We start from the raw sequence: 22799 nt of genomic DNA on the forward strand, positions 1-22799 counted from the left end.
GTGTTCCGCACGGTTACGCGCCACCCGCCCTGCCTGGTGGTTAACATCGGCGAAACAGATGGGTCATGCTGGAGAAATGGCCCCTGCCTAAGGTCGGCCCTCAGGCGTGCGGAGCCCTCGTGCCCGCACCCGGAGCCGGAGCAAGCCCGTCCCGACGCGGCGGGACTAGGAGGATGGATGTTCCAGAACGCCGACGAGGCCAAGAAGTACATCGCGGACAACGACGTCAAATTCATCGACGTCCGGTTCTGCGACCTGCCCGGCGTCATGCAGCACTTCGCCGTTCCGGCGGAGTCCTTCGACCCGACCGAGAGCCTGATGTTCGACGGCTCCTCGATCCGCGGCTTCCAGGCCATCCACGAGTCCGACATGGCTCTGGTCCCGGACCTGTCGACCGCCCGTCTGGACCCGTTCCGCTCCGAGAAGCACCTCAACATCAACTTCTTCATCCACGACCCGATCACCGGCGAGCAGTACAGCCGTGACCCGCGGAACGTGGCCAAGAAGGCCGAGGCGTACCTCGCCTCCTCCGGCATCGCCGACACCGCGTTCTTCGGTCCGGAGGCGGAGTTCTACGTCTTCGACGACGTCCGCTTCGAGACCAAGGCGAACGCCGGCTACTACCACATCGACTCCGAGGCCGGCGCCTGGAACACCGGCGCCGTCGAGGTCGGCGGCAACCGCGGCTACAAGGTCCGCTACAAGGGCGGCTACTTCCCGGCCCCGCCCATCGACCACTTCGCCGACCTGCGCGCCGAGATCTCCCTCGAGCTGAGCCGCGCCGGTCTGCAGGTCGAGCGCCAGCACCACGAGGTGGGCACCGCGGGCCAGGCGGAGATCAACTACAAGTTCAACACGCTGCTGGCCGCGGCCGACGACCTGATGCTGTTCAAGTACATCGTCAAGAACACGGCCTGGCGCAACGGCAAGACCGCCACCTTCATGCCCAAGCCGATCTTCGGTGACAACGGTTCCGGCATGCACGTCCACCAGTCCCTGTGGGCGGGCGGCGACCCCCTCTTCTACGACGAGCAGGGCTACGCGGGCCTCTCGGACACCGCCCGCTACTACATCGGCGGCATCCTGCGCCACGCCCCCTCGCTGCTGGCCTTCACCAACCCGACGGTGAACTCCTACCACCGCCTGGTCCCCGGCTTCGAGGCCCCGGTCAACCTGGTCTACTCGCAGCGCAACCGCTCGGCCGCCATGCGGATCCCGATCACCGGCTCCAACCCGAAGGCCAAGCGCGTCGAGTTCCGCGCCCCGGACCCCTCGTCCAACCCCTACCTGGCCTTCTCCGCCCTGCTCCTCGCGGGTCTGGACGGCATCAAGAACAAGATCGAGCCCGCCGAGCCGATCGACAAGGACCTCTACGAGCTCGCCCCCGAAGAGCACGCCGACGTCCCCCAGGTCCCCACCTCCCTCCCCGCCGTCCTCGAAGCCCTCGAGAACGACAACGAGTACCTCCAGGCCGGCGGTGTCTTCACCTCCGACCTGATCGAGACCTGGATCGACTACAAGCGCACCAACGAAATCGCCCCCATGCAGCTCCGCCCCCACCCCCACGAGTTCGAGCTGTATTTCGACATCTAAAACCCCGGTTCGGGCTACCTGCGAGGTTGGCTAGGAAACCTGCTGTGACCTGCGGAAACGGTGTTCAACGTTTCCCGCTGTTCCCAGCTCGTCCCCACCCTCGTGTGCACCGGGAGCCCGAATCGCTGACGCTGCGTCAGTTTTGCCGTTGAGGGCCGCCGTCCTGATTCCCAGGGCGGCGGCCCTCAACGTTCTCGTGCCCGAGCTTGCTCGGGGCCGTGGCTCTTGTGAGGGGCGAGCTGTATGGCAGATAACCTCGCCCATGTTGCCCCCCGACAAGCCCCAGGGACACGGAAGCGCCTGGCCATCCGCTCGAGCTCCGCTGGGAGCCTCCTGATGATCCCTGCCACCGGGTACCAGCACGACCCGAAGGGCATATGCACTTCCAAATCTTTGCCGCGGCCACGCCTGGAGATGACTGGCCAGGCACACGAAGTGAGCATCTGGACCGCGTGATCCCGCGAAGTCAGCGCCTCACGTCTATGCAGTTGAGGTACTCCATGCGGAGCGTGTTGACCTCGTAGCGATACGTCGTCAGGAACTCTCGAAGAGTCACGAGCTTCCCCTCGTAGGTGTTGAGCTGCCAGGCCATGGAGAACTCTGGGTCATTGGACGAGTAGCGGATCGCCTGCCCGTCCTCGACCAGCCAAAGTCCGCGCTCGTCTTCTGGGGCCGGCGGCCCAGGGGAGTCACTGGTGATCTCAAGCATCATGTAGCGCAGTCCTAGGCGGCGAACCAGATCCAGATCGCTGATCCAGGTGGTGCCGCCGTATCGACTTGTCATCCAACTCATCGGATCGCGGTACACCTCGTGGGCGTAGTGGTGGAAGCCTGGTGCCCCCCCGGTACTGTTCGCACACAGCATTCCCTGGGCGACGGAGCGGCTGCCATCGGGAAAGCGGGCGACGGCTTCGATGCGTGGTTCCCATTGGGCGAGCTCATCCGGCCATCCGTAGATGACAGTCTGAATCAGGTCGCAGGGGTTGTAGATCCACAAAAGGACATCGATGTCGCCTGGCTGTTCGGCAACTCGCTCCAGCCACGCCCGAATGAGCATCTCCCACTCGGGATTGCCACCGAGGCTGGTCATGGCCTGATCCACAAAGGAGTGCCACCGCCTGGTGATCCGGGGATTGGCGGAGCCGATGTACTTGAAGTGCCCGTCCCCACGATCATGACCAAGCAGCATCTGTAGCCAGTCGCGTTCCTCATACGCCTCGTTGCTGAGGGCAAACACTCCAGTGCCCCGATACCCGGTGATCTCCCAAGTGGGATCGCCCAGGAAGGTGCCCAGCACCCCTGGATAAGCCGAGTTGACTTCGACGCAGCGAACGCGGGCGTTGATTTCGCTCAGTGCCCCGTACTCGGCCGGGTGCTCCGAGCCGTACCCGTCTACATCTGCGGAGTCCGACAACGCGCTCCCCCACTCCACGGTGCCGACACCCAGGTACAGGCCGTAGTGCCCGCTGACACTGTTCTTGGCGCTGACGCGTTCGAAGTCGGCAGCAAGGAGGTTGGGCGCGCCGATCTCCGAAGCGATTTGCCGTATATGCTTCCACCCTCGGTCTCGGTTTTGGGGACTCGAGTAGAGGTAGATGCCGTGCACCGGCGTGACGTACTGCTCAGGCGACGGTGGAAGCAGCGCGACGCGCTCAGCGCTGAGCGTCCGATCGCCATACACCTGGAGTTCGTAACCGCGAAGGTCATGGCTCCAGTCACGCGCCATGTTGCTCACCGGCACGAGTAGTTCGCGCCAGTCGGTCGACACGATGAGGGCGCGGATACGGTCAGGCGCGACCTGCTTGTCGCGCTGGAGCAGCTCTGCGTACTTCGCGACCTCATGCAACGCCTCACGCGATGTAGACGCAGCACGCTTCAACTCGATGATCACCCACAGGCCGTGCCGGTCACGAGCAAGGATGTCGATCCAACCCCTCGTACGGAGCGGCGGGTCGCTCAGTGCAAACTCGCATCGGACGAGGGTCAGTCCTGGTTCGAGAACTTCCAGCTGCACCGCTAAGAGGTCCCGGAGCTCACGTTCGAGTGGCATGGTCATGAGTGAAGACAGTAGCGGTGCGGGCTGACATGGGCCCAACGTGGCGGGACCTCACCGTGTGCCCGATCTGCTCGCCCCTTTGGTTCTGCGCCATCACTGCATAAACGGCGGTACCCAGAATGGCGATGCCGCAGTGCCGACGCGAGCAAGCATGGGATTACTTGGCTCGATCGTCATGCAGGCCCCGGATTTCTTCGCCGTGAGAGGCCCTATTCGCGCCACCGGAGGGCGTTCGGCTCCCCGCAACACTCGCTGCAGATTCGGCGTCCATGGGCATGATGGAGCTCCCCGACGCGGGATTCCCATGATGTCGCGTACGGGTTATCGATTCCTCTGCCCGTCCGCTGTGAACTGCACGAACTTGGCCCAAGCCCCGCGGGAGAGACATAGGATGGCCCCTCCTCGGTTCTTGGTGTCCCGCACCAAGACTTCAGCCGGGTCGCCATCGGCGACTTCCACACAGTTCTCAGTCCCGGTGTAGGAGCTTGTGCGCCAGTTCGGTTCGGGGTTCACTCTCTCGCCCTCGTCGGTTGTCATCATGCGCGGTGCCGGTCGAAGTACTTCCTGGCGGTGTGGATGAGCCCTCTGGCGGTCTCGCCGTACACCGCTGATTGCTGGAGGAGTGAGAAGGCCCTGGCGTACAGCTCGATCTCGCGGGGCTGGGTGACGGACAGTTCGGCGGAGAACGTCTCCACGAGGACGAGCCGGTCGTCGAACATCGAGAAGGAGTGGCCCAGCCAGATCGCGGTCGGGGCCGTGGACGGGACGATGCCCAGGCTCACCCGCGGCAGGCCCATCAGTGCGGTGAGCCGGTCCGACTGGTCCCGCATGACGTCCGGACCGCCGATGTTCGCGTACAGGGCCTGCTCGCCGAGGAGGACGTTGTAGATCCGGTTTCCCTCGTACAGGTATCTCTGGCGTTCCAGCCGCTTGGCCACCGCCGCCTCGGTGTCGTCAGGGAACTCGTAGAAGGAGACGCCCTGTTGGAAGACCTCGGCGGCGTACTCCGCCGTCTGGAACGTTCCCCAGATCATGTTGGGGTTCCAGATGCGGAATACCCGGGTCTTGGCGTAGACGGGAAGGGACTTCTTCTGGCGGGTCTCGACGCCGGTCTGGAGCTGTCGTCGCCATTCCAGCCAGAGTTCGTCGATGTGGCGGACGGTCGCGATCAGGTCCGGGATATGTCCGTGCTGGTCGGTGGCCTCGCACCAGGCGCGGATGTCGCTCTCGCTGGCGTTCTGCTTCCCGTTCTCCAGCCGGGAGACCTTCGACTCCTGCCATCCCAGGGCTCGCGCGAGCGCCCGACCGCTGTCGAATCCGGCGTCCTTCCGGAATCCGCGCAGCCGGGCACCCAGCGCCTCACGGGCCTCCTGTGCTTGTTTGCTCACGCGTCGATCAGGGCCGGTACTCGCCGTGCGGGATGGCGAGGGCCCACAGGGCATCGCGGAGCGAGACTGCCTCAGCGATGACCTTCGGGTCGTCGATGACCTCGTGGCCCGTTACGCGACCAGCATCGATGTGTCCCACGGCGAGGAGGCGGTCGTCTATGAGCCACCAGTCCTTACCGTCGAACGGGAAGATCAGATCACCGGGGACGGTGTGGCGGGGGAGCCAGCGGATGTCCTCGCCGGCCTCCAGGTTGCGGAGAGTGGTGCGGTGTTCCCACTGGATATACGGCGTGTGGGGATGAGAGACGATGCGGACGCGTCGTACGGCCCTTCCTTCGCCCGCCAGTCGCTTGACCATCTGCGTCCACGGTTCCATGAACGCGTAGTCCACCGGCTCGTTGCGGAGCCAGCTCTCGAAGGGGCCGTCCTCGTCGGGCACCGAGTAGTCGTCGCGCAGTTCCAGGTGGAACGAGTCGTGCTCACACGCCTCAATGAGCCGGTTGCGCTCGACGCCGGTGATCAGTTCCACGCGGTTCCTCCAGTAGGGCGGTGATCGCGGTCTTGGGGACCTCGACCACGGTCTCGTAGTCCGGAATCTCCATCTGTCCCAGGGCTTCGGGATCGACCACCTCCGCCCCCTGGACCACGTACGTGCCTGTCGGCGTCAGGATCATGAGGGGGTCTTCCAGTCGCCTGAACTCCCCGGCCGGGAGACCGTCCTTCGCCAGGTGCTCGAACAGCTCGGTCGGGACCTCCACCACGCTCTGCCCCTCGGGGACGTCGAGCTGCATGAGCAGGTCGTTCGCGAAGACCTTCCATCCCTGGACGAGGTACGTGTCACGGTCGGTGGCGTACAGGGTCGGGCAGTCGCCCACGTTGGAGTTCTTACCAAGGAACCGTAGCTTCATGGTGATTCTCCTGTCTGCTGCCTTGCGCTGGTTTGCGCCGCCTAGTCATCGTCCGAGTGCTGTACGGGCTGGTCAAAGGAAGTGCTGCAAACTCGCGCAATCTCTTTGGCAGTTGGACTCGCGCCGCCCTACGTTCGTCTCACTTCCGCGTGGCGCCGACGGGTCCGATCCGTCGGCGCGGCGGAGAGCTTCCTGCCCCTGTCCCTCGCTCAGAGGCGGGTGCCCCACCACCTCGGAGGGATGGCCCTGTGTCCATGACCACGCCTCGACCCCACGCAATCGGCTCCCCCGGCTACAGCGAGACCTGGCCGAGCGAGCCACGGACGGCTCGCCGCTCCCGTGAGCTGGTCAAAGCAGCACTGTGCGCCTGGGGGTTCGATGGCGAGTTCGTCGATCAGGCCGTGCTCGTCACCTCTGAGCTTGTCACCAACTCGATCCTGCACAGCGGATGCCAGCTTCTGCGGGTCACGGTGGCGAGACCCCGGGCGCGCTTGGTGCAGATCTCCGTCGAAGACACGTCGAGGTCGAAACCCACGAACCGGGAGGCGGGGCCGAAGGACGAGCAGGGGCGCGGCCTCCTGCTCATCAGCGCCCTGGCCGCGAACTGGGACGTGGAGCTGCGGCACTCCGGGAAGACGGTCTTCGCCGAGATGGTGGTTCCGGACTGATGAGCAGGTACGGCCGTCCGAGAGTAGCGACTCCCATAGATGCCACGGGGTCGGCGTTCGCCCTTGGCCGAGGACGCGTTCCCCGATACGCGAAGCACCCGCGCACTGGACGTTCGGTGCGGGTGCCGTACGTGGCCATGTGGGACAGCGAGAAGGCGGTCGCCGAGGCGGCCCTGGCTGTCGCGCTCACGCCCGAGCCTCCCAGGCTGGTCTACCAGGGGCGGGAGCTTCCTTCTGACCGCGACGGGTTCGGGGTGCTGTGGGCCCGGCGCTCGTACTCGCCCGGAGTCGGCCGGCCGGACTTCGCCTCGATGTATCCGGGGCGGCAGTACGAGTGCATGTACGCGATGAAGTGCCAGGTCTGCGGCGGTCCGGCGGACCGCAACAAGGACGGGTGGCTGTTCTTCGACTGGCGCAATGAGCTGGACCCGCCCTCGTGGCCGGAGGGAGCGCTGAGCGCGATGCCGCCGCTGTGCGCGAAGGACGCGCGGCTGTCGATGACCGTATGCCCCAAGAGCGGCGCCTTCACGGCGCTGCGGGTGAGGGCGCCGCGGGTGTGGGGAGTGGGCGGGGTCAGCTACCGCCTCACCGTCGACGGCTGGCGCCTCAACCACGGCGACACCGACATCTGGCTGCCGAAGGATGACCCTGGATTGCACTCGATGCTCGCCTCCAAGCTGATCCGCGAACTCCGAAAGGTCACCCCCGTCAACCCCCGCGATCTGCACCACGCTGTGAAAGAGGAGATCGTGGCTGCCTTCCGGAAGCTCCGGCGCACCCTCGCTCGCTGGTCGAGCCCGAGAGCACAGCCGAGCGTGCCGCGCCCGTTCACCGTCCCGGTGGAGGACCGGCTCAACGAGTGGCTGCCCGATCCCGCATTCCTGCCAGACTCCGCTATCCGATCCCGCACGAGAGGAAGTTGGTACCCCATGCACGTCGTCGAGTACGAGGCCAAGGCCCTGGAGATCGACCCGGAGGCGATGGCCGCGCGCATCAAGTCCGCGGGCGGCACCCTCCACGGCGAGCGGTTGATGCGCCGCTACGTCTACGACCCCATCCCGCCGGTCGAAGGGCGGTGGGTGCGGCTGCGGGACGCGGGCGGCGCGGTGACGCTGTGCGTCAAGACGATCAACTCGGACGCGATCGACGGCACCCAGGAGACCGAGACCACCGTCGGCTCCTTCGAGGACACCCACGCCCTCCTCGGCCTCATGGGCCTGACCCACCGCTCCTACCAGGAGAGCCGCCGCAGCTCCTGGCTCCTGGACGGCGTACGGCTGGAGATCGACACCTGGCCCCGCATTCCCCCGTACCTGGAGATCGAGGGCGACGACGCGGAACAGGTCTGGCAGACCGCCGAACGCCTCGGCATCCCCGAGACCGAGCTGACCAGCGAGAACACCCAGAAGATCTACGCCCGCTACGACATCGACCTCGACACCATCACCGACCTGCGCTTCTGACCCGACCTGTCGGCGCACTCGCCACGTACGGAAAGGCGGAACGATGCACGACCCACACGACGACGTACCGGTCACGGTCGTTCCCGACCGCACCCTCCGCGTGAAGATCATCGACGCGTGCGGACTGGCCTGCACCTTCTGCCACAACGAAGGGACCCCCGTCGCCACCGACAACACCGGCCGCCCACCCGACGCCTTCACCGGCACCCCCGGCCGCTCCGGGAGGGTCTCGATCTACCTGGCCACCAACGGCGCCGACTTCCTCCCCCAGCGCATCCCGGCGGACTCCGACTTCGCGCTCGCCCTGGCCGCCGTCCGCGGCAGCCTCCCCATCAACGAGGTCCACTTCACCGGCGGCGAACCCACCCTCCACCCGGACCTACCCGACCTGATCCGCATCGCCAGGCGGCTCGACCTGACCGTCGGGCTGCATCAACCTGTCCGTGTTCGGCACCACACCCGAGGAACTCGCCGCCGTCCAGGCCCCCCGCCTCGCCTCACCCCGCCTGGCCGCCCGCACGCTCGACGCCCTCGCCGACACGATCGAGGCCGCCTGTCGGCACGGCGTGAAGGTCTCGGCCAACATCGTCATCCCCGACCACGACCACGTCGAACGGGTCCTGCGGATCATTGAGTGGCACGGCCGCGACGTGATCGTGCGCATGCTGGTGAACCTGGAGGAGGACGGCGCCTCCCTCACCGCCATGCGCGAGGTCCTCGACCACCTGGGCGCCGTCCCCGACCTGCGCGTCATCACCGCCGGCGCCTCCGACCAGCGCACCCGCTACCGCCTCCCGGACGGCCGCACCCTCTACGCCAAGAGCATCCGCCCCGTCCGCCTCCCCGACACCTGCACCGGCTGCCGCTTCAACAACGACCGCGACTGCCAAGAGGGCTACTACGGCGTCCGCATGTACCGCGCCAAGAACGGCCCCTTCATGATCGGCGTCTGCATCCAACGCATGGACCTCTGCCTCCCCCTCGGCGAATTCGTCACGAGTCAGCGCTGCACCGAAGTCCGTAACTTCCGCGACGACGAAACCGCCCGCCTCACCGCCCTCCACCACGCACCCGATCGGGAGCCAAACCGAAGCTGAGCACGCCTCGGCCCACCGGCGGTGAATGTGTACTCGTGGGGCGGATGCAGCATGCCCTTCAGCGACGCTTCTGGCGACGGTTGGGGCGGTCGGGTTGCGGAGCGCAGGGCGTCGTCTGCTGCGGCACGTCGGTCCGCAGGACCCGGGCGCTGTTCTCGCTCCTGGCGGTGGCGGCCCTGTGCCGCTTGCTCGGCTGGATGGAGCGATACGCCAGTTGAGGACCTCGGCCGGGCGGTCGACGGAGTGCAGTTCGCGGCGCGAGGCGCGCGGCGGCTTCGGCGAGGACGTGGCGGGGGCGGTGGCCGTTACGTTCGGCCGTGGCGAGAGTGGCGGTCAGAGCGGGCCAGGCGGGATCGGCCAGGACGCGTTCGGCGTGCTCGGGGACGGCCGCGCGCAAGTCCTGCTCGTAGCGCCCGGGCAGTCTCGGCTTGCGGGGGCCCGGCGGGTCAGGGCTGCGAGGGCGGGCTGGGAGGTGTGCTCGTACGCGGTGCGCAGGTGGGTCAGGGCCTGGTGGGCTGCGGCTGCCTGCTTGCTGGTGGCCGTGCTTCTCGTGCCTGCGGGCTGCGGCGATGGCCAGGAGGACAGCGGCGCTGAGCAGCGCCGCCACGGCGCTCTCGTCGCCGCGTGCGGTGGGGGCGAGCAGTTCCTTGGCCGCGGCGCGTAGTGCTGTGGCTTGTCGGTGGTCGGCGCGGACGGCGGACCTGGTGGCGCGGTCGAACGCCCTTGCCGCCGCTCGTAGTTCGGTCCGAGCGGCAACCGGGACGGCGGCGGTGTTGTGCAGGAGTTCCCCGAAGGCGGCGAGCTGGGCTTGGGTGGCCGAGGCGCACCTCCAGTTCCACAGCACGAAGCCGAAGGTCATGTGGCTGGAGAGGCCCAGGTGATCTTAGGCGGGCGCGAGGAGTCCTTTGGGATGGTCGAGCTGTAGTCCTGAACTCGGGGTGGCTGTCGCTGGGATGAGGTACATAGGTAGTTGACCGAGCAAGCCCCGTGGCGCGGGAGCAATGAATGGGAACAACCTCGGTGTCATCACCGGGCGGTGGTGACGCCTCTTCGGAAACCGGGGCTGCGGGGGTGACAGCGCCCGCACAGTCTCAACGACAGGCGGAGGCCGACCCCCAGGCTCAGCAGGCTGTGTGGAAGAAGAAGGAAGTCTGGGTCCGCATGGTCCTATGGCTCCTCCTTTCCGTGGTCTTCGCGCTACTGCCCACCGGAGGTCAGTACCTGAACGGTCGTCAGACTGAGGGGTTCCACCAGCCGGGCTTTTGGGAATGGGTCAGCAGGGCCCAGCTCTACGTGGTCTCCATGGGCCTGGCAGTGGCCGCTGTTGGCGAGGCTCTGATGCACCTATGGAAGTCGAACCAGTCATTCCGGCTGATCTTGGTCACCGTCACTAACGTGCTCATCATGCTGTTCGCTGCGTACCTTGCGCCAGGTGGCGACTCCGACAAGAAGATCGAGGCTGTGGTTGGTCAGCAGTCCCTGGTGATGTTCATTACCGTGTTGGTTACCTCTGGCATCAGCACGTGGCTCTGCGTGACGGAAGTCGGGGTGCAGCAGTGAGGACGGAATGGGTGCTGACGTTCATCTCCGCCGGGGCGGGCATTCTGAGCCTTCTCGTTACGACGGGTGTCGAGGTGATCAAGCGACTTGGAGAGCGTAACCCGCTCCGACGCTTCCTCCGCATCAGAGGGGATGACGGGCCACCGCGCCCATAACGCTTCAGTTGGAAGACGTTGCCTGGGCCGGTTCTTCTTCGGTGGCGACAGCGTAGGGCGGTGGCTTGGTGGCGTCTGTGTCGGGGTCAGCGCAGGGTGTGTGCGAGGCGAGGGGCTGTTGCGGGGTTTGAGGCGGGGAAGCAATATACGTCCAGGGTTCGCCGAAACTCCTTGACGATGACAGGGACGGTGCTGATGGCGTCGTCACGCTCAGCAAGCATCGCCACTGCCTGCACGCAATCCCCAACATGGTTCCGAACCTTCCTCGCGTTAGTACGGCCACTCCCTGTGCGGATCGCCCCCAGCGTGCACCAGAAGTGCACCGCCCCAGCCCTGGGACGTGTGTATACGCAGGTCAGAAGCTTTTTCATGCCGTACTTCGCATCTAAAGGCTGCTGGATCAGCAGTCGTGCTGAGGGCCGCCACCCCTCCGGGTGGCGGCCCTCGCGCGTTGGGCTCGGCCGGACCTCCGGCTGACCTACTGCCACCCTTTCAGTGAGAGCTCGAGGCCGTCATTGAAGTAGTGGTGCAGAGCGGTCGCCGTGGTGGGCACGAACGCCTCGGGGAAGCTGTCGGCGTCGGCCCAACGGACCTGGGTGTGTTTGTCCGGCTCCCGGTTCTCCGGCGTGCCCGACCATTCGTGGGTGACGAAGACGACGGTCAGGAAGCCGTTGGGGGATTCGACGCCCCGGGCGCTGTGGATGATGTGCGCGACACGGAGGTCTTCCGGCCGCACGGCGACGCCGGTCTCCTCGTACAGTTCGCGGACCGCCGTGATGGTGATGGGCTCCCCGGGTTCGTTCTTGCCGACGGGGAGGTCCCATTTGCCTTGGGCGAACTTGGCGCGGGGTCCGCGTTGGAGGAGCAGGACGCGGTTGGTGGCCTTGTCGTGAACGATGACGGCGGCGACGAGCAGCGTCATGGAGTCCAGCGCGGGCGGCAGGGCGTCGGGCTGGTCGGTCCGCGGATCGGCCACGGGGCGGTTCCCTTCGTTCGCCGGGCGGTCTGATGCTGGAGGAGGGCCGGCGAGCGTGGCAGGCGAGTGCGGGCCGCCGTCGGCGTCGGCCGGGCGGTGGGGCCGGCGCCGCAGGAGCTGGGCTGGCCGGCGGCCTTGCCCTGCGCGTACCCATGCCCGCCCGGGCATGGCGTCATGTCAGGGGACGGCAGTCGGTTTGGTGGCCCGGACGATGGCGGAGTGCATGCCGTCGGCGACCGGGTGGGACGGTGTGATCCGGATGCCGGTGAAACCGGCGGTCTCCAGGCCCCGTTGGTACTCCGCGACAGACAGTGCTCCGGCGATGCAGCCGGTGTAGTCGCCTCGTTCGGCTCGTTGCGCGGCGGTGAGGTGGTTGTCGGCCACGATGTCGGCGATGCCGATACGGCCTCCGGGGCGCAGGACGCGGAACGTCTCGGCGAAGACGGCGGGCTTGTCGGTGGAGAGGTTGACGACGCAGTTGGAGATGACGGCGTCGATGGTGTTGGCGGGCAGCGGGATCGCCTCGATGGAGCCCTTGAGGAACTCCACGTTGTCCGCGCCGGACTTCGCCTTGTTGGCCAGGGCGAGGGCGAGCATCTCCTCGGTCATGTCCAGGCCGTACGCCTTGCCGGTCGGGCCGACGCGGCGGGCGGAGAGGAGGACGTCGATGCCGCCTCCGCTGCCCAGGTCGAGGACGTGTTCGCCCTCGCGGAGTTCGGCGACGGCTGTGGGGTTGCCGCAGCCCAGCGAGGCGGCGACGGCTTCGGGGGGCAGGTCCTCGCGCTGTTCGGCCCGGTAGAGGGCTGATCCGAAGCCCTCCTCGGCCACCTCGACCGTGCCGGGGCCGCAGCAGCCTGTTCCCCCTTCGGCCACCTGCGCGGCCGCTGCTGCGTATCGCCGCCGGACGGTCTCACGCAGTTCTTCGCTCTCGCTCATGGCTGGCCCCCAAGGGTTACGGCACCGGAAGTCCCTGTTTCGATGTCCTTAAATGCAAGGGTGCTCTCCATATCGACAGGCGTCAAGATAGAGCAGTGTCGAAATAGCGGGATCCTCATTCGCAGGGGTGTGCGCAGCGCCGCTCCGGCCAGGGGTTAACATGTGAGCACCGCCTAGCTCGAAAGATAGATCTGTGACTGTCAATGACGACGTGTTCACCAACTGGAAGCACCGCGAGGAGATCGCGGAGTCGATGATCCCGCTCATCGGGAAGCTGCACCGCGAGCGGGACGTCACCGTCCTGCTGCACAGCCGCTCCCTGGTGAACAAGTCGGTGGTCAGCATCCTCAAGACCCACCGGTTCGCCCGGCAGATCGCCGGCGCTGAGCTGTCGGTCACCGAGACGCTGCCGTTCCTGCGGACGCTCACCACGCTGGATCTCGGCCCCTCCCAGATCGACCTCGGCATGCTCGCCGCGATGTACCGGAGTGACGACCGGGGCCTGTCGGTCGAGGAGTTCACGGCGCAGGCCGTGGCCGGTGCGACGGGTGCCAACAAGATCGACCGCTCCGAGCCGCGGGATGTCGTGCTGTACGGCTTCGGCCGTATCGGCCGTCTCCTCGCCCGCCTGCTCATAGAGAAGGCCGGTTCCGGCAACGGGCTCCGGCTGCGCGCGATCGTCGTACGCCAGGGTGCAGGGGAGGCCGGCCGGGCCGCCAAGGACCTGGTCAAGCGGGCCTCGCTGCTGCGCCGTGACTCCATCCACGGCCAGTTCCAGGGCACCATCACCGTCGACGAGGCGAACAGCACGATCGTCGCCAACGGCAACGAGATCAAGGTGATCTACTCCGACGACCCGACGTCGGTGGACTACACGGCGTACGGCATCAAGGACGCCGTCCTCATCGACAACACCGGCAGGTGGCGGGACCGCGAGGGGCTCTCCAGGCACCTGCGCCCCGGTGTCGACAAGGTGATCCTGACCGCGCCGGGCAAGGGCGATGTGCCCAACGTGGTGCACGGGGTCAACCACGACATGATCAAGCCGGACGAGCGGATCATCTCCTGCGCGTCCTGCACCACCAACGCGATCGTGCCGCCGCTGAAGGCCATGTCGGACGAGTACGGGGTGGTGCGCGGGCACGTGGAGACCGTCCACTCGTTCACCAACGACCAGAACCTGCTGGACAACTACCACAAGTCCGAGCGCCGTGGCCGCTCCGCGCCGCTCAACATGGTCATCACCGAGACGGGGGCCGCCTCCGCCGTGGCCAAGGCGCTGCCGGACCTCGAGGCGAAGATCACCGGCAGCTCGATCCGGGTCCCGGTGCCGGACGTCTCGATCGCCATTCTCAATCTGCAGCTCGCCCGCGAGACGAACCGCGAGGAAGTCCTCGACTACCTCCGCGAGGTCTCGCTGACCTCCCCGCTCAAGCGTCAGATCGACTTCACCAGCGCACCTGACGCGGTCTCCAACGACTTCATCGGCTCGCGCCACGCCTCGATCGTCGACGCCGGCGCCACCAAGGTCGACGGCGACAACGCGATTCTGTACCTGTGGTACGACAACGAGTTCGGCTACTCCTGCCAGGTCGTCCGCGTTCTCCAGTACGTCTCCGGCGCCGAGTACCCCACCTTCCCCAACCCGGCGATGTGACCTCCCGGAGCGGGAGGCGCATCCCACGGTAGGACGTGAGCGCCTACTCGTTGCCCCCCTGCCTGCTGAGCGACAGCCCGTGCTCGTCGGCGAACGCGCGTCGGCACAGGCCGTGGCAGAAGGCGTACAGGGCTCCCTGGTGTACGAGCGTGAGCGTGGACTCCTCCAGGTCCACGCTCATCCCGCAGACGGGGTCTATCAGCTTTCCCTCTGGCGGGTTCGGCTGTTCCTCGGAAGAGTTCGGCTCATCAGCGCCAGGGGCGGCTGCCCTGTCGCGGTACGGCCGGGAGACGAGTTCCGTGAGATCCAGGCTGCTCATCGCCCTGCCGTGCAGCCCCACACCGCCCTCGGGGATCCCGTCCACGAGAACCACGGCATGCGGCTCGCGCCGGATGCGCTCGGGATCGCGTCCCGCCGCGCGCTCGGTCTCGGCCAGCACCTCGGAGACGAGCCGTACGGTGTGCTCGCTCATCTCCTTGCGCCACGACGCCGGAACGGTGACCCGCACCAGATAGCGCGGCGGAGCGGTCGCATCCGCCGCCGGACGCTCGCCCAGCACCCAGGTGGTGGGCTCGTGCACCAGCACCTGGGTGATCCTGCGCTGGGCTTCGATCACCTCGATGGCGTGGCTGTCGTCCTCCACCATGAGCGTGTCGATGAGCCGCTTCCCCAGCGCCTGCTGCTCCTCTTCGCTCAAGGTGCCCTTGGGTGTGAAGACCTCGATCAGCAGCATCCGTCCGTCCCCTCCCGCGTCCTTGCCTGCTGTGTCCTGCCCTGCACGGAATGCCGCACACGATACGGAGGGGAGGTATCCGCGGCATCGCCCGGAGGAAGGAGCGGTGCGTTACCGCGTACGCAGTAGGGGAGCAGTAGCAGCAGAGGGGGAGCAGAGGACGCCGGTCCGTTCGCGGGCCGGGGTGTCAGGGCCGGTGCGTACAGTGGTTGTCCCCTGGGGTCGCCCGGAACGGTCCGGCTCCGGGTGTGGCCACGGGCAGGGGAAGTGCCAAGGGGGACGGGCAGCATGACGATGCGCAGTCAGGCCGAGCGGGACGCGGTCACGGTGGAGATCGGCTACGCGCTCGTGACGGCGGTGGTACTGGCCGTCGTCGCGGGGCTCGCAGTGGCCAGCCCGATGTGGTTCCTGCATCTGGAGGGCGCGGCCAAGGAGATCGTGAGCCGCCTCTCCCTCGTCTGCGCCGGCGGCGTACTCATCTGGCGGCTGGCCAGTGTCCTGATCCGGTACGACAGCGGCAGGCGGTAACCGCCGTACGGCGAATGAGATCGCCGAGCAGGGCTTCGTACGAGACCGCCGCGAAGGCTCCACCCGCCCCTCACCCCGCCCCGCATGCGCAAGCGCGGGCCGCTTTACCGTGAGGGCAGTCCACGGGATATCTTGATATCGAGACGATGTAGACGCGAAGCGGAGTAGCGGTGACTGACTCGACGATCATCTATACGCAAACCGACGAGGCCCCGGCCCTGGCGACGTATTCGTTCCTGCCCGTGGTCGAGGCGTACGCCTCGACGGCCGGTGTCGCCGTCGAGAGCCGCGACATCTCCCTGGCCGGCCGGATCATCGCCAGCTTCCCCGAGCGCCTGGCGGAGGACCAGCGCATCGAGGACGCCCTCGCGCAGCTCGGTGAGCTTGCCAAGACCCCGCAGGCCAACGTCATCAAGCTGCCGAACATCTCGGCGTCCATCCCGCAGCTCAAGGCCGCCATCGCTGAGCTGCAGGAGAAGGGGTACGCGCTGCCGGACTACCCGGACGACCCGCAGACCGACGAGGAGCGGGAGGTGCGCGCCCGCTACGACAAGGTCAAGGGCAGCGCCGTCAACCCGGTCCTGCGCGAGGGCAACTCCGACCGCCGCGCCCCGTCCTCCGTCAAGAACTACGCCAAGGCCAACCCGCACCGCATGGGCGAGTGGCGCGCCGACTCCAGGACGAACGTCGCGCACATGGACGGTGACGACTTCCGCTCCACCGAGAAGTCGGTCGTGCTGGCCAAGGAGGGCTCCCTCAAGATCGAGCTGCACGGTGACGACGGCTCCACCACGGTGCTGCGCGAGTCGGTACCGGTGCAGGCCGGCGAGGTCGTCGACGCGGCCGTGATGCGGGTGGCCGCGCTGCGCGAGTTCCTCTCCGCGCAGGTCGAGCGGGCCAAGAAGGACGGCGTGCTCTTCTCGGTGCACCTGAAGGCGACGATGATGAAGGTGTCCGACCCGATCATCTTCGGGCACACCGTGCGCGCCTTCTTCCCGAAGACGTTCGCCTCCTACGGTGACAAGCTGGCCGCCGCCGGTCTGACGCCGAACGACGGTCTGGGGGGCATCTACAAGGGCCTGGAGTCGCTGCCGGAGGGCGACAAGATCAAGGCATCGTTCGACGCGGAGCTGGCCCAGGGCCCGGACCTGGCGATGGTCGACTCGCACCGCGGTATCAGCAACCTGCACGTGCCCAGCGACGTCATCGTGGACGCCTCCATGCCCGCGATGATCCGTACCTCGGGCCACATGTGGAACAAGGACGACCAGGAGCAGGACGCCCTCGCTGTCATCCCCGACAGCAGCTACGCGGGTATCTACCAGGCCGTCATCGACGACTGCCGCGCCAACGGCGCCTTCGACCCGTCCACCATGGGCTCCGTACCGAACGTGGGCCTGATGGCGCAGAAGGCCGAGGAGTACGGCAGCCACGACAAGACCTTCGAGATCCCGGCGACCGGCACGGTCCGCGTCCTGGACGACGAGGGCGAGCTGGTGCTGGAGCAGGCCGTCGGTGAGGGCGACATCTTCCGGATGTGCCAGACCAAGGACGTGCCGATCCAGGACTGGGTCAAGCTGGCCGTCACCCGTGCCCGCGCCACCGGCGACCCGGCCGTCTTCTGGCTGGACGAGACCCGCGCGCACGACCGGAACCTGATCGCCAAGGTCCGCGAGTACCTGCCGCTGCACAACACCGAGGGCCTGCAGATCGAGATCATGTCGCCGGTCGAGGCGATGAAGTTCTCGCTGGAGCGCATCCGCCGCGGCGAGAACACCATCTCCGTCACCGGCAATGTGCTGCGCGACTACCTCACCGACCTGTTCCCCATCATGGAGCTGGGCACCAGCGCCAAGATGCTCTCCGTGGTGCCGCTGATCAACGGCGGCGGGCTGTTCGAGACGGGCGCGGGCGGCTCGGCCCCCAAGCACGTGCAGCAGCTCGTCAAGGAGAACTACCTGCGCTGGGACAGCCTGGGCGAGTTCCTCGCGCTGGCCGTCAGCTTCGAACACCTCGCCCACAAGACGGGCAACGCGCGCGCCCAGATCCTCGCGGACACCCTCGACCGCGCCACCGGCACGCTGCTGAACGAGAACAAGTCCCCCAGCCGCAAGCTCGGCAGCATCGACAACCGCGGCAGCCACTTCTACCTGGCCCTCTACTGGGCGCGGGAGCTGGCCGAGCAGACCGAGGACACCCAGCTCGCGCAGGCGTTCGCCGGCCTGGCCAAGACGCTGGCCGAGCAGGAGCAGACGATCGTCGAGGAACTGCTGGCCGTCCAGGGCTCGCCCGTGGACATCGGCGGCTACTACCAGCCCTCCCCGGAGAAGGCCGCAGCCGTCATGCGCCCGTCGAAGACGTTCAACGAGGCCCTGTCCTCGCTGAGCTGACGTGCTGATGTAGTGCTCTTTGTGTGACAGGTCTGTGTGACAGGCCCGTGTGGCAGGGCCCGGAGCGGTGCCGACCGACCGCTCCGGGCCCTGTCGTTTGCGGCCGGGGCCTCTCCATGAGCCCCCAACGGCGCTGGTCGGGACGGTGGATAGCATCGCGGCGGCACTGCCCGTGGAACAGCGGCACTGCCCATGGAACAGCAGCAGTCGAGTCACGTACGGGGGAGCTCGTGTTCGGAATCGTCAGGCCCTGCAAGCACCGGCTTTCGGAAGGGCTCAGGACCGAGTGGATGGCGCATCTGTGCGGGCTCTGTCTCGCGCTGCGGGGCGACCACGGCCAGTTCGCGCGGGTGGTGACGAACTATGACGGGCTGCTCATCTCCGTACTGACCGACGCGCAGAGCGGCGTCGCCGCCGCCCGGCGCCGTACCGCGGGGCCGTGCCCGCTGCGCGGTATGCGGACCGCGTCCGTCGCGCAGGGCGAGGGAGCGCGGCTGGCGGCCTCGGTCTCGCTCGTCCTCGCCTCGGCGAAGGTGCGGGACCACATAGCCGACCGCGACGGCATGCTGCGCCGCCGCCCGGTCGCGGCAGCGGCGCGCCGGATAGCCGCGGGCTGGGACCGGGCCGGCGCCCGTACCGGCGGCACGCTGGGCTTCGACACCGCCGTCCTGGTCGACGCCGTGGACCGGCAGACCGATGTGGAGCGCGTCGCGGGGCCCGGCACTCCGCTCACCGCCGTCACCGAGCCGACCGAGACGGCCACGGCAGCGGCTTTCGCACATACGGCGACGCTCGCGGGAAAGCCCGGTAACGCGGCGCCCCTCGCCGAGGCCGGCCGCCTCTTCGGACGCCTCGCGCACCTGCTGGACGCGGTCGAGGACCGCGCCAGGGACGCCGCCGAGGGCGCCTGGAACCCGATAAACGCCACCGGCGCCACCCGCGCCGAGACCCGACGGCTGTGCGACGACGCGGTCCGCGGCATCCGGCTGGCCCTGCGCGATGTCGACTTCGCCGACCCGCGGCTCGCACACGTCCTGCTGGTGCACGAGCTGCCGCGCGCCGTGGACCGCGCGTTCGGCACCACGACATGCGCACACACGGACGCCCACACGGAGGGCCACGCGGACGCCCACGCCCCGGACAACCCGTACCAGCAGCCGCACGGCCAACCGCCGCATGGCCAGCAGCCATACGGGCAGCAGTCGCCGTACGGCCAGCCGCACCACGGCCGACCGCCCTACGGGCAGGCCCCGCAGAACCTCAACGGCCCTGCAAACCCCTACCCGGGTTCCGACGGCGGTGGCCAGGTGCCGCCCGGGGCCGGAGGGGACGGCTGGGGCGGTGACGGCTCAGGCGGCAACAGCCCACACCCGCCCAACCAGCGGCCCCCGCGCGGTCTCCTGGCCGGCTGCGCCGCATTCGTCGGTCTCTGCTGCACCTGCCAGATGTGCTGCGCCTCCCAGTACGAGGGCCCCTGGTCCCGCAAGAAGCGCGAAGGTCTCTGCTCGGACTGCTGCGACGCCTGCGACTGCTGCAGCAACTGCAACTGCGACTGCTGCAACTGCGACGGCTGCAATTGCTGCGACTGCGGCTGCGACTGCTGACGCGAAGCCCGCCGACATCTGGGCCACCCTGCCCGAGGGCAAGAAGGCGCTCGCTCCGCACGCCGACCGCACAGGCCCGCCACCGGACTGCCGCATGGGTTCGTGAGGGTGTAGTGCGCTGCCGTAGGAAAACCTGGCGACCGGCGAGGGAGGGCCCTGCTACCGTGCCCGGTATGCCACAGCGCGCCGCAAGTGTCGCCAGGACGACGACGCCGGACCAGGTCCCGGCGCGCTGAGCCACGTCCCAGACGTATCACCGAAGCCCCGGGCCGAGCGCCCGGGGCTTCGTCGTTCCGCTCTCCCGGGCCTCCGCCCGCCGCAATTGACACCAGGGAGAGCCGTATGAGCACCGCACACCACGATCACCGTTCGCTCGGTCGCGAACTGGGCCTGTTCGGCACCGATCCGCTGATCGGTGCCGGGTTGCCGTACTGGCTGCCGGACGGGGCCACCGTCCGGCACGCGCTGGAGGAGTACGTGCGCGCTGTCGAGCGCCGCGCGGGGTACCAGCATGTGTACTCGCCCGCGCTGGGGAAGAGGGAGCTGTACGAGCTCTCCGGGCACTGGGCGCACTACGCCGATGACATGTTCCCCCCGCTGGAGGCGGGCGAGGGCGGTGAGAGCGAACAGCTCGTGCTCAGGCCCAGCCTGTGCCCGCATCACGCGCTCATCTACCGGTCCCGTGCGCGCAGCTACCGCGAACTGCCGTTGCGGATCGCGGAGCTGGGCGCCATGTACCGCGCCGAGCGCTCGGGCGTGCTCGGCGGGCTGACCAGAGTGCGGGCCATCCAGCTCAACGATGCGCACATCTTCTGCGCCCTCGACCAGGTCGCCGCCGAGGCGCGGGCGGCGCTGGAGCTGATCCGGGCCGCCTACCGGGCGCTCGGTATCGACGCGGCCCGCTACCGGCTGTCCCTCCCGGCCCCCGGCGGCGGTTACGCGGCGGACCCGGACGCCTGGCGGCAGGCCACCGCGCTGCTGACCGGGGTACTCGAGGAGTCCGGGCTGCCGTACGAGGCGGCGGAGGGCGAGGCGGCCTTCTACGGGCCGAAGATCGATGTGCAGATCGCCGACGCGGTGGGCAGGGAGGCGACCCTCTCCACCGTCCAGGTCGACCTCCACCAGCCCGCACGCTTCGATCTGCGCTACATCGGCGCGGACGGTGGCAAGTACCGGCCCGTCATGGTGCACCGGGCAGTGATCGGCAGCGTGGAGCGTGCCGTGGCCCAGCTGATCGAGGTGCACGGCGGCGCGTTCCCGGCGTGGCTGGCACCCACCCAGGTCACCGTGCTGCCGGTGTCGGAGGCGCAGGTGCCCGAGGGCGAGGCGTTCGAGCGGCGCTGCGCTCGGGCAGGACTCCGCACCGAACTGGCCCCTCCGGGACGGGGCAGCCTGGGCGCCCGGGTACGGGAGGCACGGCTCGTGCCGTACCAGGCGGTGATCGGTCCCCGCGAGGCCGCCGACGGGCTGCTCGCGCTACGGCTGCGCGACGGCCGCCGCATCGGACCGCTCCCCGGGAGCGAGGCCGTCGGCCGGATCGCCGCGCTCGTGGCCCGGCACAGCACCGAGCTGTGGTGAACGCGCCGCCGGAAGCCAGGTGTCGGAAGGCCGGAACGGAGTGGAACGCGAGCTGATGTGACAACGCCCCGCCCCGCCCCGGTGCGATCTCAGCGGGCCGCGTACGCCCGCAGCCGGTCCGCGCGCGGTGGCAGCACGGTCCTGGCAGGGTGCCGCGAGCAGCTGTGGGGCCCGCAGCCGGACGCCCGCGATCCCGTGGCTTGCCCGGCCGTACCAGAAGGTTGTGCGGCCGTACGTCCCATACGCGGCCGTCGAGCACCCAGCCGAGCATCGCCGCCGCCGTCACCCGGCCCGCGTACACAGCCATCCGGGTCAGCGCCGCCGCATGCGCCGTGCGGTGGCCGCTAAAAGGACCCCGGGGCTTTGCCCGGCCCCGGGGTCCTGGGTGCCGCTCGTTCGCACGCCCTGACGGTTCATGGGCGGATCATTCGGCGATGTCCTCGCGTGGAGCCACTCCACCACGGCGGCATGTGGAACCGCCGGCCGGGTTCGAACCGGCGTCTCGAGGTCGTCACCACCCCGGTTGCCGGGCGATGAACGGCGATGCTGAGCTTGGAGCGAGAGGTTGAGCTTGACCGGCCACCTGCATATGTGCGTAGGTCGCCGGGGGTTCACACATCAGCTTCAGCTTCAGCTTTGCGCTCCTGGCGCACCCCGGGCCGAAAGGGCGTCGAACCCCATGGCCCGGGGAGTCTGTAGTTGTATTCCGCGTCTTGCGTCTTGCGTCTTGTGCCGCCGCCTACGCGAACAGGTAGCCGAAGACCGCGTCCCCGACGCGCTGGTCGGTGACCTCCGTGCTGTTGGCCTCCTCGCGGGCGAACTTCACCGCAGCGGCCAGCTTGTCCAGCCGCTCCAGCAGCTCGTTGACCCGGCGTGCGGGCAGCGCGCCGGAGTACTTGACCGTGGTCCAGTAACCGACGGGGATGTCCTCGTAGTACACCTCGACCTGGGCCGGGTGCTTCTCGGTGGCCTCCGCCTTCACATGGTTGCGCGGCACCTTCTTGGTGCGCACCGTACGGACCTGCTCGGTCTTCCACCAGTCCGTGGAGGGGTCCTTCTCCCACGCCTCGGCGCCGTCCAGGACGGGCAGCTTGCGCAGAAAGGAGCCGAGCTCTCCCAACTGCTTCTCCAGGAAGAGCAGATAGGAGACGGGCACCTCGGACAGGACGGTGCGGCCGTCGACGACGACATCCGCGCGAGCCGTGAGGTTCGCCCAGTCCTTCGTCGCCGTCACATCGAACAGCCGGGTGAGGATCTTCGCCGTTTCCTTCAGCACATCCTCGGTCTTGACCTGGACCCGTGTCGATTCCGGCGGAAGCTGCTCGCCCTCTTCGTCCTTGGGCTGGTACGTACGCGAGATACCGGCCAGCATCTGCGGCTTCGTCAGCCCGTGCTGCGCCTGCGCCAGGTCCTGTGCCACCTTGGACTTGACGCCCTTCTCGACTGCGATGATCTGATTCAGCTTCGCCACGACTGCGAAGCTAGCAGCTCAACAGCGAGTCGGACCAC

Annotated in this window: 19 protein-coding genes, 1 tRNA gene and 1 pseudogene; 10 read left to right on the forward strand and 11 right to left on the reverse strand. The window is 68.0% G+C overall.

All coding sequences use genetic code 11. From position 1 onward, the window contains the following. Positions 1-177: 177 nt before the first annotated feature. Positions 178-1593 (forward strand): type I glutamate--ammonia ligase, encoded by a 1416-nt coding sequence (gene glnA / locus JW592_RS10805; RefSeq protein WP_209264768.1) that lies wholly within the window; start codon positions 178-180, stop codon positions 1591-1593. A gap of 466 nt (positions 1594-2059) precedes the next feature. On the opposite strand, the gene JW592_RS10810 is transcribed toward glnA, so the two are convergent. From JW592_RS10810 to JW592_RS10830, 5 genes are all read right to left on the reverse strand, one after another. Continuing rightward, entirely contained in the window at positions 2060-3649 is a 1590-nt protein-coding gene (locus JW592_RS10810) for an endonuclease NucS domain-containing protein (RefSeq protein ID WP_209264769.1), read from the reverse strand. A 321-nt stretch (positions 3650-3970) separates the two neighbouring features. After that, positions 3971-4189, reverse strand: a complete 219-nt coding sequence (locus JW592_RS10815; RefSeq protein ID WP_307805369.1) for a DUF397 domain-containing protein — start codon at positions 4187-4189, stop codon at positions 3971-3973. After that, positions 4186-5037 carry a helix-turn-helix domain-containing protein gene (locus JW592_RS10820; protein WP_307805370.1) on the reverse strand — a complete coding sequence of 284 codons (852 nt, stop codon included), beginning with the start codon at positions 5035-5037 and terminating at the stop codon, positions 4186-4188. Before JW592_RS10820 ends, JW592_RS10815 begins: the two co-directional genes overlap by 4 nt. A gap of 7 nt (positions 5038-5044) precedes the next feature. Then, complete coding sequence (locus tag JW592_RS10825) at positions 5045-5566, reverse strand: DUF6879 family protein (RefSeq protein WP_209264771.1); 522 nt, start codon at positions 5564-5566, stop codon at positions 5045-5047. Further along, complete coding sequence (locus JW592_RS10830) at positions 5526-5945, reverse strand: hypothetical protein (protein WP_209264772.1); 420 nt, start codon at positions 5943-5945, stop codon at positions 5526-5528. Before JW592_RS10830 ends, JW592_RS10825 begins: the two co-directional genes overlap by 41 nt. A gap of 254 nt (positions 5946-6199) precedes the next feature. Here JW592_RS10830 and JW592_RS10835 point away from each other — a divergent pair, with 254 nt between their 5' ends. From JW592_RS10835 to JW592_RS10845, 3 genes and pseudogenes are all read left to right on the forward strand, one after another. Further along, positions 6200-6613, forward strand: coding sequence for an ATP-binding protein (locus tag JW592_RS10835; RefSeq protein WP_229375681.1), 414 nt, complete (start codon positions 6200-6202; stop codon positions 6611-6613). Between the two features lie 929 nt (positions 6614-7542). Next, positions 7543-8076, forward strand: coding sequence for a class IV adenylate cyclase (locus tag JW592_RS10840; RefSeq protein WP_209264924.1), 534 nt, complete (start codon positions 7543-7545; stop codon positions 8074-8076). Positions 8077-8119: 43 nt separating this feature from the next. Then, positions 8120-9173: pseudogene (locus tag JW592_RS10845) on the forward strand (radical SAM protein). A 58-nt stretch (positions 9174-9231) separates the two neighbouring features. Here the strand turns inward: JW592_RS10845 and JW592_RS10850 are convergent. Then, a complete protein-coding gene (locus tag JW592_RS10850; RefSeq protein ID WP_209264774.1) occupies positions 9232-10032 on the reverse strand; it encodes a hypothetical protein in 801 nt (266 codons plus the stop codon). 146 nt (positions 10033-10178) lie between these two features. On the opposite strand from JW592_RS10850, the gene JW592_RS10855 reads away from it, so the two are divergent. Beyond that, positions 10179-10733, forward strand: a complete 555-nt coding sequence (locus JW592_RS10855; RefSeq protein ID WP_209264775.1) for a hypothetical protein — start codon at positions 10179-10181, stop codon at positions 10731-10733. 633 nt (positions 10734-11366) lie between these two features. Here JW592_RS10855 and JW592_RS10860 read toward each other — a convergent pair. Further along, positions 11367-11810 (reverse strand): NUDIX domain-containing protein, encoded by a 444-nt coding sequence (locus JW592_RS10860; protein ID WP_209264925.1) that lies wholly within the window; start codon positions 11808-11810, stop codon positions 11367-11369. A 231-nt stretch (positions 11811-12041) separates the two neighbouring features. Continuing rightward, positions 12042-12800, reverse strand: a complete 759-nt coding sequence (gene arsM / locus JW592_RS10865) for an arsenite methyltransferase (protein ID WP_209264776.1) — start codon at positions 12798-12800, stop codon at positions 12042-12044. A 193-nt stretch (positions 12801-12993) separates the two neighbouring features. Between arsM and JW592_RS10870 the strand changes: the two genes are divergently transcribed. Beyond that, a complete protein-coding gene (locus JW592_RS10870; protein WP_209264777.1) occupies positions 12994-14457 on the forward strand; it encodes a glyceraldehyde-3-phosphate dehydrogenase in 1464 nt (487 codons plus the stop codon). Between the two features lie 43 nt (positions 14458-14500). Here JW592_RS10870 and JW592_RS10875 read toward each other — a convergent pair whose 3' ends face one another. Then, positions 14501-15190 (reverse strand): YHS domain-containing protein, encoded by a 690-nt coding sequence (locus JW592_RS10875; protein WP_209264778.1) that lies wholly within the window; start codon positions 15188-15190, stop codon positions 14501-14503. A gap of 288 nt (positions 15191-15478) precedes the next feature. On the opposite strand from JW592_RS10875, the gene JW592_RS10880 reads away from it, so the two are divergent. The 4 genes from JW592_RS10880 (at position 15479) to thrS (ending at position 21290) form a co-directional block, all read left to right on the forward strand. After that, positions 15479-15718: a DUF6332 family protein gene (locus JW592_RS10880; RefSeq protein WP_209264779.1), complete on the forward strand. Its 240-nt coding sequence runs from the start codon at positions 15479-15481 to the stop codon at positions 15716-15718. 170 nt (positions 15719-15888) lie between these two features. Continuing rightward, on the forward strand, positions 15889-18108 hold the full coding sequence (locus tag JW592_RS10885) for an NADP-dependent isocitrate dehydrogenase (RefSeq protein WP_209264780.1): 2220 nt from the start codon (positions 15889-15891) through the stop codon (positions 18106-18108). A gap of 230 nt (positions 18109-18338) precedes the next feature. After that, positions 18339-19712 (forward strand): DUF5685 family protein, encoded by a 1374-nt coding sequence (locus JW592_RS10890; RefSeq protein WP_209264781.1) that lies wholly within the window; start codon positions 18339-18341, stop codon positions 19710-19712. A gap of 342 nt (positions 19713-20054) precedes the next feature. Continuing rightward, positions 20055-21290, forward strand: coding sequence for a threonine--tRNA ligase (gene thrS / locus JW592_RS10895; protein WP_209264782.1), 1236 nt, complete (start codon positions 20055-20057; stop codon positions 21288-21290). A gap of 471 nt (positions 21291-21761) precedes the next feature. Here thrS and JW592_RS10900 read toward each other — a convergent pair. Then, positions 21762-21835 (reverse strand) — tRNA-OTHER (locus JW592_RS10900). Positions 21836-22029: 194 nt separating this feature from the next. Further along, positions 22030-22761, reverse strand: coding sequence for a DUF7873 family protein (locus JW592_RS10905; protein ID WP_209264783.1), 732 nt, complete (start codon positions 22759-22761; stop codon positions 22030-22032). Between the last annotated feature and the right edge of the window lie 38 nt (positions 22762-22799).

The organism is Streptomyces spirodelae, assembly GCF_017676385.1.
GTDB classification, from domain to species: Bacteria; Actinomycetota; Actinomycetes; order Streptomycetales; family Streptomycetaceae; genus Streptomyces; species Streptomyces spirodelae.

What these genes read in the sequence shown, in the direction of transcription:
- JW592_RS10830 (WP_209264772.1), bottom strand. Translation starts at nt 5,945, where the DNA reads ATGAAGCTACGGTTCCTTGGTAAGAACTCCAACGTGGGCGACTGCCCG.
- JW592_RS10835 (WP_229375681.1), top strand. Translation starts at nt 6,200, where the DNA reads ATGACCACGCCTCGACCCCACGCAATCGGCTCCCCCGGCTACAGCGAG.
- thrS (WP_209264782.1), top strand. Translation starts at nt 20,055, where the DNA reads ATGAGCACCGCACACCACGATCACCGTTCGCTCGGTCGCGAACTGGGC.
- JW592_RS10815 (WP_307805369.1), bottom strand. Translation starts at nt 4,189, where the DNA reads ATGATGACAACCGACGAGGGCGAGAGAGTGAACCCCGAACCGAACTGG.
- JW592_RS10880 (WP_209264779.1), top strand. Translation starts at nt 15,479, where the DNA reads ATGACGATGCGCAGTCAGGCCGAGCGGGACGCGGTCACGGTGGAGATC.
- arsM (WP_209264776.1), bottom strand. Translation starts at nt 12,800, where the DNA reads ATGAGCGAGAGCGAAGAACTGCGTGAGACCGTCCGGCGGCGATACGCA.
- JW592_RS10850 (WP_209264774.1), bottom strand. Translation starts at nt 10,032, where the DNA reads ATGACCTTCGGCTTCGTGCTGTGGAACTGGAGGTGCGCCTCGGCCACC.
- JW592_RS10855 (WP_209264775.1), top strand. Translation starts at nt 10,179, where the DNA reads ATGGGAACAACCTCGGTGTCATCACCGGGCGGTGGTGACGCCTCTTCG.
- JW592_RS10810 (WP_209264769.1), bottom strand. Translation starts at nt 3,649, where the DNA reads ATGACCATGCCACTCGAACGTGAGCTCCGGGACCTCTTAGCGGTGCAG.
- JW592_RS10860 (WP_209264925.1), bottom strand. Translation starts at nt 11,810, where the DNA reads ATGACGCTGCTCGTCGCCGCCGTCATCGTTCACGACAAGGCCACCAAC.
- glnA (WP_209264768.1), top strand. Translation starts at nt 178, where the DNA reads ATGTTCCAGAACGCCGACGAGGCCAAGAAGTACATCGCGGACAACGAC.
- JW592_RS10840 (WP_209264924.1), top strand. Translation starts at nt 7,543, where the DNA reads ATGCACGTCGTCGAGTACGAGGCCAAGGCCCTGGAGATCGACCCGGAG.
- JW592_RS10875 (WP_209264778.1), bottom strand. Translation starts at nt 15,190, where the DNA reads ATGCTGCTGATCGAGGTCTTCACACCCAAGGGCACCTTGAGCGAAGAG.